Here is a 16670-nt window from a genome sequence, read left to right as displayed (position 1 = left end):
CTCCCTATGAATTAATTAATTCCTTTGTATCCTCCAAGCGAACTGAAACCAGCCGTGAGACACCAGACTCCTGCATCGTCACTCCATATAAAACATCCGCTTCCTCCATCGTTCCTTGGCGATGGGTAATAACAATAAACTGTGTTTGTTCACTGTATGATTTCACATATTTAGCAAACCGGACGACGTTCGCTTCATCAAGTGCTGCCTCTACTTCATCAAGAATACAAAACGGAACTGGCCGCACACGTAAAATCGCGAATAATAATGCAATTGCAGTTAATGCACGTTCTCCGCCAGATAATAGACTCAAGTTTTGAAGTTTCTTTCCAGGTGGCTGAGCTACGATGTCAACCCCTGTATCTAATAGGTTTTTCGGTTCTGTCAGCTTTAGTTCCGCATGTCCACCATTAAATAATTGTCTGAAAACGACTGAAAATTCTTCTTTAATTTGATTAAAAGTAAGATCAAACCGCTTCTTCATCTCTTCGTCCATTTCATTAATGACAGTATAGAGTGTTTGCTTAGCCTCGACTAAATCATTTTTTTGTTCGGTTAGGAACGTGTAGCGTCCTGAGATCCGTTCATATTCATCAACTGCACCTAAATTAACTGCACCTAATTGCTCGATGCTAATTTTAAGTTCATTTACAATCTGCTTCGATTTCTGAATATCTTCTGCCTTTTCATACATTTCTTTTGCTTTTTCATATGTGATTGTATATTCGGTTTGTAAATGGTTTAAGCGGTTCTCTAATTCAACATCTAGACGATTAACTTTAACTTCTTTTTGTTGAATTACTTGCAGAAAGGTTTGATGTTTATTCTTTTCCTCTTTTAATTCATTTTCTAGATCATTTGTATAGTTTGTTCGTTCGGTACGTTCCTGTCTCTTTTGTTGGATAGAATTTGTGACTTCCTCTTTTTCCAATCGATTCGATTTGATTATCTGATCAATTTCTTCTGCAGTCTCTGTTGATTGTTCCATTTCTACTAGGTTCGACAACTCAACTGCCATCGTATCATATTGTTCTTGCAAATCCTCGAGCTGATTTTGCGTCTTCCTAGCTTTTTCCCTTTGGTTTTTCACTCGTTCATCCTGTTCCGCTAGTACAACCTGATGTTGATAATACTCGTTTTGCAGCTTCTCCTGATTATCCTTGAACTTAGCTTCCTGATCCGATAAATTGTCAATTTCTTTTTGAATAGCTTCTAGACTGGTAGTAATTACTTCTAGCTCTTTTGTCAATTGTTCATCACGCGATAGTAATGTATTACTATCCTGCATAAATTGATTTTTATCCTGATCATAGATAGAAAGATTTTCATTTAATGATTCCAGCTTTAATGTCACTTCTCTTGCGGTTGACTGTAATTCTTGAAGAGCCTGCTGTTGAACCGTTAGTGTCGCTTCAGCTTGTTGAAGCTGTTCTTCACTTGTTACTATTAGTTTTTTTTCCCGCTGCACTTTTTCTTCAAATAAAATGATTTTCTTTTGGAATGCAGTTAATTTCTCTGTTATTTCTTGAATATCCTTTTCTCTAGTGAACAGAGATTGATTGGTTTTCTTTTGCGCGCCACCTGACATTGATCCTCCAGGATTTACAACATCCCCATCAAGGGTGACAACACGATACCGGCGTTGTACGATTCTTGCAATATCATTTGCGTCTTTCAAGGTTTCTGCAATTAGGACATGTCCCATCAAGTGATTTACAGCTCTTACGTAAGGTTCATTCGTTTTCACTAGGTTTGCAGCTAAACCAATATAACCTTGGTGCCCTTTAATTCGCTGTTCCATATCCGGTGTAATGAATCGTTCCTGAATGGATTTAAGCGGCAGGAAGGTTGCACGCCCATTATTCGTTCGTTTCAGCCACATAATTGCATTTCGTGCAGCTTGGTCATCATCAACAATAATATGCTGTGCTTGACTGCCTAAAACTGTTTCAATAGCTGTAATGTATTTTTTGGGAACATCAATTAGTTCAATTACCGCACCCTCAATGTGGTTTAACTGATTGTCCTCTCGAGCTTTTAATACAGCCTTAACACCATGAAAGAATCCTTGGTAATCTTCCTTCATTTCATCCAGTATTTCCTTTTTGGACTTTAGGTTTTCAATATATTGATAGCCTTTATAAAGTTTCGACTGTGAATCTTGAAAGGTATTCCTTGCAGATTCTAAACGATGCTTTAAATCTTTAATCTCAGCCATTGTCTCTAAATAGCTCTCATTTTGTACTTTATATGCTGCTTCTGATTCTACCTTTTTCTTCTGTAATTCTTCTCGTACTTCTAATAAATCCTGAAATTTATCGGCCTGTTTATCTTTCTTGCCGGTAATTTGTTTTAATTGACTATAGATCGACTGCTTTTCATTCCGCATTGCCGCTTGATTATTTAATAGCTCAATATAGTCTGCCTTTAAATCTTCAATTTGGTCGAATATTGTTTCCTTACTAATTTCTAATTTTGCTTGCAGACTTTTAATCGCTTCTTTAGTTTTTTGACGTTTTGCTTGAATATCGCTTAACTGTTTTTGTTCCCTAATGAGCTCTTCATGCATGGCACCTATTTTTACTGCTGTTTCATTCTTTTGAATATCTAGCTTTTGCTTATTCTCATCAAAATGCTTCGTTCGCTCATGAAGCAGCTGCTTCCTGCCTTCATACTTTTCTAAGTGCTCTGTAGTTGCTAATAACCGTGACTGCTCAGATTCCATTTCTTTATCGAGCTTTTGAATCGCTTTTTTTTCTTGCAAAATTGCTGCTTCTTTTTGTTGAATTGCGGCTAGCAGATTTTGTTCCGTTGATTTCTGATTTTCAATGTCCGTAAGTAATGTTTGCCATCCACTATGTAATTGCTCAATTTCTGCAATTAAAAAGGAAATTTCTTGATGCTTTAATTTTCCCTTTAATTCCTTATATTTTTTTGCAGTCTCTGCTTGTTCTTTAAGTGGATTTATTTGTTGTTCAATCTCATGTATAATATCTTCCACTCGATTTAAGTTTTCCTGGGTTTCTGCTAATTTATATTCTGCTTTCTTTTTCCGCTGCTTATATTTTAATACACCTGCAGCTTCTTCAAAAATCGTCCGACGATCATCTGGCTTTGAGCTGAGAATTTCTTCCACTTTACCTTGACTGATAATTGAAAATGCTTCTCGGCCAAGACCAGAGTCCATAAACAGATCAATAATATCTTTTAAACGGCAAGATTGTTTATTTATATAAAACTCACTATCACCACTACGATAAACTCGTCTGCTTACACTTACTTCTTCATAATCTAATGGGAGGGTATGGTCTTGATTATCAAGCACTAATGTAACCTCTGCTACATTCAAAGCCTTTCTCGTATCACTGCCTTGGAATATAATATCCTCCATTTTCGTCCCACGTAGGGCTTTTGCCGACTGCTCCCCAAGCACCCAACGGATTGCATCGATGATATTACTTTTTCCACTTCCGTTTGGGCCAACAACTGCCGTTACTCCTGGTACAAATTCAAGATTTATCCGCTCAGCAAATGATTTGAATCCTACACTCTCAATTCGTTTTAAATACATACTTAATTCTCCTATTATCCGAAAACTTACTTGTCACCTAATCCTTCAGGTGACAACCTTAGTTGCACACATTAGCTAAGAAACCAGGGCAGAGCCCAAGCCATTATCCGACGACCATAATGATGCTAATTTAAAAAACTTATCTATTATCTATTTGTGCTATAAATATTCTGCAGACAACTAAATAGTTGGCTTTTTACCGCATTTATTTTATCATAAAATGAGAAACAAAAGAAGCGTACACATTACATATACTTATGTTCTACTATAATATTGGGTAACTTAGGAGGGATTGGATGGATTTAAAAATTGCGTCACAGGAAAATTTAAAACATTTACTAGATGATTTAGCAGTACGGTTAAACGTTGTTAATGTTTCATTAATGGATGCAGAAGATTATGATTTAGAAAAATATGATGATATTAAATTTTTATATGACATCGTTGTAAAAAAAGGTAAGCTCACTACTCTTGAAACACAAGCATTCATTGAAGAATTGGCAAGCGTGAGACTTAAATAATAGAAACAAACAAGGGCTGTCATTCCTAACGAATCACAGCCCTTGTTTAACTCAATTACTTATCATTCTCACTGAATTTATCTAACGCATGCTTTGCAGCGCGTTGTTCCGCTTCTTTCTTAGTTCTGCCTAGTCCTTCTCCCACTAATTCATTACCAATTAATACTTGGGAAATAAATTCTTTATCATGGGATGGACCTCTTTCTTCAATAATTTTATATTCAATCACTTGGTTTTTTACTGCTTGTACTAATTCCTGTAACTGGCTTTTATAATCCATCGCATGCGAAAAAGCACCTGTAGATATTTTCGGAAAAACATAGTTTTGTAAAAACTGTAATGCTTGATCAAAGCCTTGATCTAGATAGACAGCGCCAAGAAACGATTCAAAAACATCCGCCAAAATAGCAGGACGCTCTCTGCCGCCTGTTTGTTCTTCTCCTTTACCGAGCAATAAAAAATTCCCAAAATCAAGATCCTGAGCAAAATTCATTAGTGACGGCTCACAAACAATAGCAGCGCGTAACTTGGTCAGTTCCCCTTCAGGCATATCGTTATTTTGCCGAAATAAATATTGTGACACACCTAATTCCAGTACTGCATCACCTAGAAATTCCAATCGTTCATTGTCCGAAAAAACTTCGTGCCGATGCTCATTAACATAAGATGAATGTGTAAATGCCTGTTTGATCAAATCATGATTATTAAAGGTCATCTTTAACTTTTTTTCTAATTGTGCAACATCCATACATGTCACCTCTAGTCTGTAATATACGGAAAGTCTCGCATTAAGCGAGACTTCATTTTTTTGTTGAATAGGACTAATTACTGTTTGCTATTTATGTAGTTAACAGCGTCACCTACTGTATTAATATTTTCAGCTTCTTCATCAGCTATTTCTAAATCGAATTCGTCTTCAAGCTCCATTACAAGCTCAACAACGTCTAGTGAATCAGCCTCAAGGTCATCTTTGAAAGATGCTTCCATTGTTACTTTAGACTCTTCAACATCAAGACGATCGATAATAATTTCTTTGATGCGATCAAATACCTCTGCCATTTATTTCACCTCCCTTCAAGTAGTATAAAGATTTTTTAATAAAAAATCTAGTTATGAGGGGACTTTGTATTTACATTACCATTCCGCCATCGATATGAATGGTTTGACCTGTAATATAATTTGCGTCTTCAGATGCTAGGAAGCGAACAACCTTTGCAACGTCTTCTGGCGCACCAAGCTTTGCTAACGGAATCATTGCTAATGTCCGTTCTCTTTGTTCTTCATTAAGTGCATCTGTCATGTCTGTTGAAATAAATCCTGGTGCAACAGCATTCACAAGAATATTTCTTGAAGCTAGTTCTTTAGCTGTAGATTTTGTTAATCCAATCACACCGGCCTTAGCTGCAACATAATTCGCTTGACCTGGATTGCCACTAACGCCAACAATGGAAGCAACATTAATAATTCTACCAGCTTTTTGCTTCATCATTTGTCTCGTTACAGCCTTCGTACAAACAAAAGCACCTTTTAAGTTAGTATTGATCACTTGATCAAATTCTTCCTCTTTCATCCGCATTAACAAATTATCTCTTGTTACACCTGCATTATTCACAAGAATATCCAGGCTACCGAATTGGCTTATTGCCTCTTTAATCATCGCTTTTACTTCTGTCTCATTTGCTACGTCTGCTTGAACCTTAAAAGCTTTAACTCCAAGCTGCTCTGCTTCTTCTACAACCGCCTGTGCTTTTGCTTCATTTCCTGCATAGTTAATCACAAGATTTACGCCATTTTTTGCCAGCTCCAAAGCAATAGCCCTGCCAATTCCGCGGGATGCTCCAGTAACTAATGCACTTTTACCTTTTAACATTATGCATCCTCCTTGTACCATGCAATAAATTCATCCATTGATTTCATATCCTGAACTGCAAATGTCTTTGCTTTCCGATCAATTTTTCTTAATAAACCAGAAAGTACTTTCCCATTTCCTACTTCAACAAATGCATCCACATCTTGTTCCAGCATATGACGAATAGACTCATCAAAACGAACAGGTGAGTACAATTGCTTGATTAACAGCTCTTTAATCTCATTGCTTGCAACAACAGGTTGCGCTGAAACATTCGCATAGACAGGAATATCTACATCACGAAATTCAACTTTATTTAAATAGTTAGCGAATTCTTCATTGGCGGATTTCATTAATCTTGAATGAAATGGTCCACTAACATTTAACGGCAGGACACGCTTTGCACCATGCTCTTTAAGTAGAGCGGAAGCCTCTTCAATTCCTGCTTGAGATCCAGATATCACAACTTGTCCTGGACAGTTTAGATTGGCAATGTCGACAATCTCTTCTGTTATCCCTTTAAGATTCTGCTCAATTTCCTCTTGAGATAAGCCTAGAACAGCTGCCATCGTTCCTTGACCTTTAGGAAATGCTTCTTCCATTAATTTACCTCTAGTTGCAACAAGTGGCAAGGCACTTTCAATTGATAATGCCCCTGCTGCAACTAATGCGCTATATTCGCCCAGGCTATGACCTACTGTCATTGCTGGATTTACTCCTGCTTTTGTAAGTAAGCTATGTATCGCAATGCTCGTTAATAACAATGCTGGTTGTGCGTTTTCTGTTTCTGTTAAGTTTTCAGCCGGTCCTTCAAACATCAATGAAATTATATCCTTATTCAATAAATCATTTGCTTGCTGAAAAAGTTCCTTAACCTCAGGATAATGCTCATAAAACTCCTTACCCATTCCAACATCCTGAGAGCCTTGTCCAGGAAACATAAATGCTACACGCTTCATACGCCTCACTCCTTATCTAGTTTGATTGTTTCTACCGTTGTTTTAATTGTATTGGTTACATCATAATCTACCATATGCTTTGCTTGCTTGATCGCACTAGTAATAGCACGCGCATTCGATGAACCATGTGCTTTAATAACTGGAGCAGCCAGACCAAATAATCCAGCGCCACCATATTCTGAATAATCCAGTTTATCCTTCAAGCTCAGCAAATCATTTTTTAGCATCCCTGCAGCAAGCTTTGTTTTCATTGATGACATTAATGTTTCCTTTAATAATTTAAAAATCGTTTGTGCTGTGCCTTCAATCGTTTTTAATGCAACATTTCCACTAAATCCGTCAGTCACAACAACATCCGCAACCCCATGTAAAATATCACGTGCTTCTACATTACCTATAAAATTAATAGGTGCAGCTTGTAATTCTGTAAATGCCTTTTTGGTCAGGTCATTACCTTTACCATCTTCAGTACCAACATTTAATAGGCCGATTCTTGGTTTTTTAATGTTTCTCACTTTCTCTGCATATACAGAACCCATTATCGCATATTGAACTAAATGCGAAGGCTTTGCATCAACATTTGCACCTACATCAAGCAATAGAACACCCTCACCATCAATTGTTGGTAAGGTAGGACTAAGTGCAGGACGGTCAATTCCAGGAATCCTTCCCACTACGAATAACCCAGCGCTCATCAATGCTCCAGTATTGCCAGCAGAAATACAAGCGTCCGCTCTTCCTTCTTTTACTTCATTCGCCATTAAGACGAGCGATGCATTTTTTTTGCGACGGACAGCTCTTACAGGTTCATCATCACCAGTAATCACTTCCTCTGTATGGATAATTTCTATATTTTTCGAGTCTGTTAGAAAAGGGTTTATCTTATTTTCATCGCCTACTAAAATTATATGTAGATCGTCTAACTGGGACACAGCCGCCATTGCACCTTCTACAATTTCCTTTGGTGCATTGTCGCCACCCATTGCATCAACTGCTAGTCTCATTCGATATTTCCCCTTTATGTTCGTTGGATTGGTACATATAAAAGTTTCCAGTAAATACTTTTTCTTTCCCTACGTAGCTATTCACGTTTACAATCGTTAATCCTTTTTCTTTTCCTTCAATTGCCGCTTTTGCAATGACTCTTTCACCAGCTTTGACTTGTCTTGTAAATCTTATTTCTGATTTAGCTGTAAGTGCTAATTCATCGTTAATTACCGCAACGGCAAGCGAATTCGCCTGAGCGAATAAATGGTGGCCTCTCGCGATTTTATTTCGTGAAAAGACAAGATCAGATGTAATATCAAGAATGGAAATGGCACGTTTATCTAACTCTAAATCAATAATATCACCAATTACTTCTTCTAATGGCAATGCCTTTAACGTTTCATTCCATTGATTAGTTGCAACATATTTGATTCTTTCTCTAAGTTCAGGAATAGACAGCTCCATACGATCTAGACGGATTGTTTGAATACTGACAGCAAAAAACTTTGCAAGCTGTTCATCAGTAATAAATGGAGTCTCTTCTATTTTCTCCTTTAACAATAATTGACGCTCTGCCTTTGTTCGTTTCATTATTGCACCATCCACATTAACATTTCATTTATTTTTTTGTAACAGGTTATAGAGTATCCCCATCTAAAAAATAATGGAGATTCTGAATCATTTACAGAAGCGAAAAGTCGATTATCTTTCCTCATTTATCCTTTTTATGACTTGGTACTAATAGTAATATATAATAGCATCTTTATTTATGCAAGCATCGATTTAGTCAAGTTTATCTGTATACGTATGATTCTTTTCTAAATAATCCTTTAAGGGAGCGAATGCAGCATCTTGCTCCAATAAGTTTTGCTCGATAATTTCTGCCGCATCATTACGTGCAGTTTCCAGCGCTCGGTAATCATGAATCATATCAGCCACTTTAAACTCTGGTACACCACTTTGTTTTTTTCCAAAGAAATCACCTGGTCCTCTTAGCTTCAGATCTTGTTCTGACAGTTCGAAGCCATTCGTTGTTTCAGTCATAATTCGCATCCGCTCCTTGCCTACCTGTCCTTTTGGATCGGCAATCAAGATGCAATAGCTTTGTTTACTTCCTCGGCCTACTCTACCTCTTAATTGGTGCAGCTGCGATAAACCAAAACGTTCCGCATCATATATAACCATGATTGTTGCATTCGGGACATTTACTCCAACCTCAACCACTGTCGTCGAAACGAGGACTTGAATTTCATTCGCAGCAAATTGCTTCATAATCTCATCTTTTTCAACTGCTTTGAGCCGGCCGTGCATTAGACCGACATTAATTTCTGGAGGGTAAAAAGCTTGAAGTTGATTATGGAGATCCACTGCATTTTGAATATCCAATTTATCTGATTCCTCAATAAGTGGGCAAATAACATATGCCTGTTCACCTAAGCCTACATGTTTTTCAATCATGGCGAGTACACGTTCAAGCGTATTCTCTTTCGCCCAGTAAGTCTCGATTGCTTTTCTGCCAACAGGCATCTCATCAATCACCGACACATCCATGTCACCGAAAGCAGTAATTGCTAGTGTTCTAGGAATAGGGGTAGCTGTCATAAATAATACATCAGGGTCGAGCCCCTTCTCTCTTAGAGTACGACGCTGCTCCACACCAAATCGATGTTGTTCGTCGACGATCACAAACCCTAAATCATCAAATATAATGTCATCTTGAATAAGCGCATGTGTCCCTACAACAATATGTACTTCATGATTTACCATTCGTTCTAAAATTTCCTTCCGCTTCTTTCCTTTTACTGATCCTGTTAGTAGAGCAACATTAGCGCGGTCACCAAATAATTCTGTTAATGATTGATAATGCTGTTCAGCCAAAATTTCTGTTGGCACCATTAGTGCACCCTGCTTACCAGCTGTGATTGCAGCATACAAGCAAATAGCTGCTACAGCTGTTTTCCCTGAACCTACATCTCCTTGAAGCAGCCGATTCATTCGGTAAGGAGACTTCATATCAGACAAAATTTGCTGTAATGATTTCTCTTGTGCATTTGTTAATGAAAATGGGAAATCTTGAATAAATGCCTGGAGCTTTTTGGCATCATAGGCTTGTGCGTTTCCTTGCGTTGCTTCACGCTTTATCTTTCGTAATAACTGCATTTTTAACTGAAAAAGTAAAAACTCTTCATAAATAAATCGACGTCTCGCATGCTTTAACGCAATCCTATCTGCTGGGAAATGCATGGTTTGAATCGCAGATTTTCGATTTGGTATTTTATAAGTTTGCAAATACTGTTCAGGCAAAAGTTCTTCAATTTCATTTCCGTAGCTTTGCAAAGCTTGTTTAATCGTTTTCTTCAGTCTCACATTTGTAATATCACCTTTTAGCGAATATAAGCTTTGAATTTCCTCCTGTGTATTTGCAGGTCCTTTTTTATAGTGGTCTACCGTTATTTGTAAACGATGCGCATCCCATTTACCAGTAAGAGTAACAACATCATCTGCATGCAGTTGTTTTTTGGCAAATGCACGATTAAACATCACCACTTTTATTGCAACATTTTCTACAATGACTGTAAATGTTAGTCGCGATTTCTTTCTTCCATAAAAACTGAGAGAAGGTTCATGAACAACCCTTCCCTCAATGGTAACTCTATCATCGTGAATTAACTCACTTAATGGCTTTATTTCGTATTCATTGTAGCGACTAGGAAAATAGAGTAATAGATCAGAAATGGTATAAATATTTAATGCAGCTAGATCCTCTGCAAATTTCTCACCTACACCTTTTATTTCCATAACAGAATCACTAAGCACTATCGATCACTCTTTCTATATGGACATTCCAAAAATTTTTTCTTTTAATAATCGGCCCGTTGGTGTATCCGCAAGTCCACCTTCACCAGTTTCTCTTAAGGAAGAAGGCATTTGTCTGCCAATTCTGTACATTGCTCCAATTACTTCATCACAAGGAATCCGGCTAACAACACCGGCAAGCGCCATATCTGCAGAGACAATCGCTTGAGAGGAGCCAAGAGCATTTCGTTTTACACAAGGGACTTCAACAAGCCCTGCAACAGGGTCGCATACGAGACCAAGCATATTTTTTAATGTCATTGCAAATGCTTCTGCCGACTGCTGCGGTGTACCACCCGCCATTTCTACAATTGCAGCAGATGCCATTGCTCCAGCAGAACCTACTTCTGCCTGACAACCCCCAGCAGCTCCAGAAATAAATGCATTATTTGCTACTACCATCCCAAACGCGCCAGCAGTGAATAAGAAACGAATCATTTCTTCACGCGTTGCATTTAGCTGATCCTTAACAGCAAATAAAGCCCCTGGCACACAGCCAGCACTTCCCGCTGTTGGCGTCGCACAAATGATTCCCATCGCGGCATTCACTTCATTTGTTCCCATCGCTTTACTCACCGCATCCATCATTACTGGACCAGATAATGGCGTTTTTTTCTTCATATATTTCTGAATTAAGACTGCATCGCCACCTGTTAATCCTGTAGTCGATCGCACCCCTTTTAATCCGTCCTCAATTGCTTTTTCCATTATCTGAAGATTATTTTCCATCTCCTCAAGTACTTCTTCTCGGGTTTTCTCTTTAATATCTATTTCTTGGCGTATCATTACTTCTGAAATAGATATTTGTTCATTGTCAGCAAGCTCCACTAATTCTGCAACAGTTCTAAACATTTCCATGCTCCTTTCTAAATTTAACTGACAATCTTGGCTATGCTAATAATATGTTCTGCATTCTTTAATTCTACTAATATAGAATCTTCCACATTCTGATCAACTTCTATAACCATTAACGCTTCTTTTCCAATATCTTTTCGATTTACTTCCATATGTCCAATATTAATTTCATGCTTTGCTAATATTCTAGTAACCGATGCTATTGCACCAAATCGATCACTGTGCATAATGAGAATTGCCGGGTGGTTTCCAGACAAACGTAATGCAAACCCATTTAATTCAGTAATCTCTACCTTCCCACCACCTATGGATATCCCGACAAGTTCAAGACTTTCATCGTCATTGCCAATAACCAATCTTGCAGTGTTCGGATGATCGCTCGAAGCACTATCCTCAATATATTCAATTTCAATCCCACGTTCCTTGGCAATGTCCAGCGCTTTGCTCATACGTGGATCATCAGTGGCAAACCCCAGTAATCCTCCTGCTAAAGCGAAATCTGTTCCATGCCCTTTATACGTTTTAGCGAATGACTCATACAAATGTATTTTGGCCCATTTCGGTTCTTTTCCAAATAAGTTTCTTGCCGCAAGTCCAATTCTTGCGGCACCGGCCGTATGTGAACTCGATGGTCCTACCATTACTGGACCGATAATATCAAACACTGAATTATATTTCACGAAAGATCACACCTCTCCAATTAGAAACATTTAACTTCTACTATAAATTATAACAAAAAAGGGACATTTAATCACATTGTGGCATTTATTTAGACTTACTTTCTAAAAAAAGTTATTTTCCTCAAAAAACTAAGAAATAACCAAGCCTTTAAATGATATCCTTAGTTCTACCTTACATCAACGGCGAATATTTTATCCATTATTAGGCACTTTGGTTAAAATAGAATATAGTTGATATAAAGTGCGAACTAATGAAAATTGTGATTTCATATCTGGACAGTTGTTGCTATTCAAACTTCTCCAGTAATTTTACAGTCAACATCGATGGGCTTTCTATTCTTTTGTTTCTGGTTTCTGCACTTTCCTCAGCGTAGTGTATTTCTGGTGCGACGGCCAAGGAAGCAAATATCATCCTAAGTTATGATGCACTTTACCATAAATTGCGTCATAGCTAGGTTGTATATATTGTAATTAAAAGATAATCTTTAGAAAACTTGGTTGTCGGTCTTAGTGCGCTAATAAACCAAAAAAATTCGCCTTAATTATTCATTAGGGCGAATTGATTTGTTATTCAACAGAAAAGATATACGAATAAATTGGTTGGTCACCATGATGCACTTCAATTTCTAAATCTTCATATGCGTCTTCGATATAAGCTACTAACGTGTCGATTTCTTTTTTATCGACATCTTCCCCGTAAAGGATTGTTAAGATCTCACTATCTTCTGAAATCATCTCTTGTAATAATAGTTTAGTCGTTTCTGCTTTATCTTGATGTGTTGCCTTTATCTTACCATCTTCAATTCCCATAAAATTACCATTTTTGATGGGAATGCCTTCAATTTGTGTATCCCTAACAGCATATGTCACTTGTCCAGTTTTTACTTGTCTTCTGGCTTCATCCATTGCTTCCTTATTCGCTAAGATATCTGCTTCTGGATGGAAAGCTAACATTGCAGTTATCCCTTGTGGAATTGTAGTTGTTGGCACAACTACAGCATCTACTTCCGCTAATTCAGCTGCTTGATCTGCTGCCATCCGGATATTCTTATTATTAGGCAAGATAATTACATTTCGAGCGTTCGCTTTATTGATAGCATCCGTAATATCTTTCGTGCTCGGATTCATCGTTTGACCACCCTCAATAACAACAGACGCTCCAAGACTTTCAAATAATGCCTTTAAGCCTTTCCCCATTGCTACTGTAACAATTGCGTATTCTTCCAGCTCTTTTGATACAGCTTTTTCACTTTCACCTACTAATGCAATATGCTGTTCGCGCATATTTTCAATTTTCATATTAATTAAGCTGCCGTAGCGTTGTCCAAGTGATAAACAAGTTCCCGGAGTTTCAGAATGAACATGTACTTTTACAATTTCATCATCAGAAACAACGAGTAATGAATCACCAATCTCACTTAACTCTTGGCGGAATGCTTCTTCATCGTATGGGTTTTCAGCTAATTTATCTGATTCAAATTTCACCATGAATTCTGTACAGTATCCGAAGACAATATCAGAAGTATTCATGAAATCCTGTGTCACACGATGGTGTTCAGCATTCACCATTTCTTCCATTTCTAGTTCTAGAGAGGATTCAGGCAGCTCCTCACCTTTAAGTGCTGCCAAGAACCCTTCATAAATTGTTACAAGTCCTTGTCCACCAGAATCAACCACACCAACCTCTTTTAATACTGGTAATAAATCTGGTGTACGTTTCAAGGATGCTTTTGCCTCTGCTAAAACCTTTTCCATTAATACAATCAAATTATTTTCCGTTTCAGCTAATTTTATTGCTTCTTTTGCAGCATCTTTTGCAACCGTAAGAATCGTTCCTTCTACAGGCTTCATTACTGCCTTATACGCGGTTTTTACCCCTGAATCAAAACAAGCAGCTAAATCTTTAACGGTAACCGTTTCTTTATTATCCATACCCTTTGCAAATCCTCGGAATATCTGTGAGAGGATTACACCAGAATTCCCTCTTGCTCCCATTAATAGCCCTTTTGAAAAAGCATTTGCTACATCGGCAGCGTGCTCACTTTTTAATTTTTTCACTTCATTTGCTCCAGAAGTCATCGATAAATTCATATTTGTACCCGTATCACCATCTGGCACAGGAAAAACATTCAATGCATCGATTTTTTTGGCATTATTTGTTAAATGGTGAGCCCCAGCTAGAATCATGTTCGTTAGAGCTACTCCATCTATTTTTTCAGCAGTCACTATATTTCCTCCTCAAAAACGTTAGCAAAAATTAGTCCTTTGCTACACGTACTCCTTGAATATAAATATTTACAGAGTCAATGTTTAATCCTAATGATTTATTCAATGTGTATTTAACTTGTGATTGTACATTGCTCGCAACCTCGGAAATCTTCGTTCCATAACTAACTATAATATACATATCAATATGTAACTTATCATCCTCTTGCCGTACGATGATACCACGAGAGTAATTTTCTTTTCTTAGAATTTCAGCGATTCCATCTCTAATTTGACTTTTTGATGCCATTCCAACAATACCATAACATTCTACAGCAGTACCACCAGCAATCGTAGCGATAACATCATTTGTAATGGTTACTTGGCCATCTTTCGTATTTATTTCAATGGACATAATAATCCTCCTTAAAACAGCTGCTTATAATCTAAGCAAATTATACTACATACTAATCTCTTTTAAAAGCAGGTACTAAACCAAACCCACTTTGCAAGCCAGTTTGGTACAAAAGTATCATTGACTAAAAAAATTTCTCTTATTACAATGGACGATTATAATTAATCTGTCAAGTATTTATTCTTTATATTCATGTAGAATTTGATTGCATTCTTGTCATTCTTGTGGTAAATTGTATAAGTATTAAAAGACACGAGTTCTCGAGTAAGGAGGGATAACATGGCTAGAAAATGTGTTGTAACTGGACGTAAAACTCGCAGTGGAAACCAACGCTCTCACGCTATGAATTCCAACAAGCGTAATTGGAAAGCTAATGTACAAAAAGTACGCATTATGGTAGACGGCAAACCTAAAAGAGTTTATGTTTCTGCACGCGCACTTAAATCAGGTAAAGTTGAGCGTGTATAATATACCGTTAAGGTACAGTTTAACATTAGTAATGTAACTAAAAGCACCTAATTTTTAATAAATAGGTGCTTTTTTCATTTCTTCATATATTTTTTCTAATAGCTCACTTCGCATTGTATATTGTTATTTATATAAACTGCAGACTAACTTAGGATGATATTTGCTTCCTTGGCCGTCGCTCCAGAAATACACTACGCGCACCTTAGGGGAGCTAGTGAGCCTTCTTCCCGCAGGAGTCTTCGTGTATTTCTTCCGCTGAAGATAGAATAGAATCTAGAAACAAAAGGATGGTAGCCCACTAAATATCAACGTTGATTGTAGAGACTCGTGTGTAAATAGTAACGACTGTCTATATTTGAAGACACAATTGTCACTTGTTCACAGTTTATATCAACAACTCAGTATGCTCCATTACTAATCAATGAAATAAATCTTTTCAGTTGGACGAGTAACCACAATCCAACCGTATAGAAGACTGCCATACTAAAAAACAAGCTTTTGCCATTCGAATGACAAAAGCTGATTAGAAACTTATTTATCCCTCTTAAAAATATTGATTACAATTTTCACAAATCCACCGATAAATCTTGGGAGTTTAATAGTATAAAATTTCATAAGTGCCCCCTCCTATTCCTACAATCCAGGCTTACTTCGGAATCGCGTCACGACTCTTTATTAATAATAGTATGCCTTTGTCATAGGAAAAAGTACCAGAATTTGAAGAAAGCTTGTTTGAGATACAGCGGGTGGATCCCCAAGTTATCGTTTTATCTGTTAATGGATAATAAAATCCTGTTAATGTGATTCCTTCAACCTTTTCAGAATATGGAATAAAGGAAATGTTAGAATAAAGGTTATCCTCCATTATTTCATATGTTCCTGGTAGTGTGAGCTCCAGATAATTTAATTGATCAATTATCACTCCTTTAATTCCCTTATTTCGAATCAAGTAGAGTAATTGAATGTTCGCCAGCTCGTGATCAATTCTGCCACCCGTGACACCAAATAAATATATTTCATCGGGATTTAGTTCAAAAGCTTTTAATAAAGCTATTTCTAAATCTGTTTCATCCTTTTCAGATTGATATTCCTCATAATTATCTGCTGTTTCACGGATTATTACTTTTTCTCTTTCATCAATTGAATCGAAATCACCTACAGCATATTTGATAGGTATTTCTTTTTGTGCTAAAACGAATGCTCCACGGTCTGCGCCAATCCAATAGTCAACTTTATCTATATAGGGATTAAACTCCGGGATAAGTTCTTCAGGACCATTCCCAACAATCGCAACAACAGTCATC

General features: G+C 37.2%; 16 protein-coding genes. 2 read left to right on the top strand and 14 right to left on the bottom strand.

Translation table 11 applies throughout. The features are described 5' to 3' along the window. Nucleotides 1-4: 4 nt before the first annotated feature. A complete protein-coding gene (gene smc / locus CUC15_RS09040) occupies nt 5-3571 on the bottom strand; it encodes a chromosome segregation protein SMC (protein WP_114916347.1) in 3567 nt (1188 codons plus the stop codon). Between the two features lie 296 nt (nt 3572-3867). Here smc and CUC15_RS09035 point away from each other — a divergent pair, with 296 nt between their 5' ends. After that, on the top strand, nt 3868-4092 hold the full coding sequence (locus tag CUC15_RS09035) for a DUF1128 domain-containing protein (RefSeq protein ID WP_114916346.1): 225 nt from the start codon (nt 3868-3870) through the stop codon (nt 4090-4092). Nucleotides 4093-4147: 55 nt separating this feature from the next. Here the strand turns inward: CUC15_RS09035 and rnc are convergent, their stop codons facing one another. The 11 genes from rnc to CUC15_RS08980 form a co-directional block, all read right to left on the bottom strand. Further along, a complete protein-coding gene (gene rnc / locus CUC15_RS09030) occupies nt 4148-4840 on the bottom strand; it encodes a ribonuclease III (RefSeq protein WP_114916345.1) in 693 nt (230 codons plus the stop codon). Nucleotides 4841-4917: 77 nt separating this feature from the next. Further along, nucleotides 4918-5151: an acyl carrier protein gene (locus CUC15_RS09025; protein ID WP_114916344.1), complete on the bottom strand. Its 234-nt coding sequence runs from the start codon at nt 5149-5151 to the stop codon at nt 4918-4920. A 70-nt stretch (nt 5152-5221) separates the two neighbouring features. Then, entirely contained in the window at nt 5222-5962 is a 741-nt protein-coding gene (fabG, locus tag CUC15_RS09020; protein WP_114916343.1) for a 3-oxoacyl-[acyl-carrier-protein] reductase, read from the bottom strand. Then, nucleotides 5962-6900 (bottom strand): ACP S-malonyltransferase, encoded by a 939-nt coding sequence (gene fabD / locus CUC15_RS09015; protein ID WP_114916342.1) that lies wholly within the window; start codon nt 6898-6900, stop codon nt 5962-5964. The genes fabG and fabD overlap by 1 nt, the downstream gene beginning before the upstream one ends. Nucleotides 6901-6905: 5 nt before the next feature. Beyond that, nucleotides 6906-7904 carry a phosphate acyltransferase PlsX gene (gene plsX, locus CUC15_RS09010; protein WP_114916341.1) on the bottom strand — a complete coding sequence of 333 codons (999 nt, stop codon included), beginning with the start codon at nt 7902-7904 and terminating at the stop codon, nt 6906-6908. Beyond that, nucleotides 7888-8478, bottom strand: coding sequence for a transcription factor FapR (gene fapR, locus CUC15_RS09005; RefSeq protein ID WP_114916340.1), 591 nt, complete (start codon nt 8476-8478; stop codon nt 7888-7890). Before fapR ends, plsX begins: the two co-directional genes overlap by 17 nt. A gap of 192 nt (nt 8479-8670) precedes the next feature. Next, the gene (gene recG, locus CUC15_RS09000; RefSeq protein ID WP_114916339.1) at nt 8671-10704 is read right to left on the bottom strand and encodes an ATP-dependent DNA helicase RecG; all 2034 of its coding nucleotides are present in this window, start codon (nt 10702-10704) and stop codon (nt 8671-8673) included. A gap of 15 nt (nt 10705-10719) precedes the next feature. Then, a complete protein-coding gene (sdaAA, locus tag CUC15_RS08995) occupies nt 10720-11595 on the bottom strand; it encodes an L-serine ammonia-lyase, iron-sulfur-dependent, subunit alpha (protein WP_114916338.1) in 876 nt (291 codons plus the stop codon). A gap of 20 nt (nt 11596-11615) precedes the next feature. Continuing rightward, the gene (sdaAB, locus tag CUC15_RS08990; protein WP_114916337.1) at nt 11616-12278 is read right to left on the bottom strand and encodes an L-serine ammonia-lyase, iron-sulfur-dependent subunit beta; all 663 of its coding nucleotides are present in this window, start codon (nt 12276-12278) and stop codon (nt 11616-11618) included. Nucleotides 12279-12845: 567 nt separating this feature from the next. Next, complete coding sequence (locus CUC15_RS08985; protein ID WP_114916336.1) at nt 12846-14504, bottom strand: DAK2 domain-containing protein; 1659 nt, start codon at nt 14502-14504, stop codon at nt 12846-12848. 31 nt (nt 14505-14535) lie between these two features. Beyond that, a complete protein-coding gene (locus CUC15_RS08980) occupies nt 14536-14898 on the bottom strand; it encodes an Asp23/Gls24 family envelope stress response protein (protein WP_114916335.1) in 363 nt (120 codons plus the stop codon). A gap of 279 nt (nt 14899-15177) precedes the next feature. Between CUC15_RS08980 and rpmB the strand changes: the two genes are divergently transcribed. Beyond that, nucleotides 15178-15366 carry a 50S ribosomal protein L28 gene (gene rpmB, locus CUC15_RS08975; RefSeq protein ID WP_072886868.1) on the top strand — a complete coding sequence of 63 codons (189 nt, stop codon included), beginning with the start codon at nt 15178-15180 and terminating at the stop codon, nt 15364-15366. Between the two features lie 531 nt (nt 15367-15897). Here rpmB and spoVM read toward each other — a convergent pair. Next, nucleotides 15898-15981 (bottom strand): stage V sporulation protein SpoVM, encoded by an 84-nt coding sequence (spoVM, locus tag CUC15_RS08970; protein ID WP_114916334.1) that lies wholly within the window; start codon nt 15979-15981, stop codon nt 15898-15900. A 31-nt stretch (nt 15982-16012) separates the two neighbouring features. Further along, nucleotides 16013-16669 carry a thiamine diphosphokinase gene (locus CUC15_RS08965; RefSeq protein WP_114916333.1) on the bottom strand — a complete coding sequence of 219 codons (657 nt, stop codon included), beginning with the start codon at nt 16667-16669 and terminating at the stop codon, nt 16013-16015. Nucleotide 16670 lies beyond the last annotated feature (1 nt).

Source organism: Oceanobacillus zhaokaii, assembly GCF_003352005.1.
GTDB lineage: Bacteria > Bacillota > Bacilli > Bacillales > Amphibacillaceae > Oceanobacillus > Oceanobacillus zhaokaii.
Note: the sequence above shows the minus strand (reverse complement) of the source record. Positions and strands in the feature narration are given on the sequence as shown.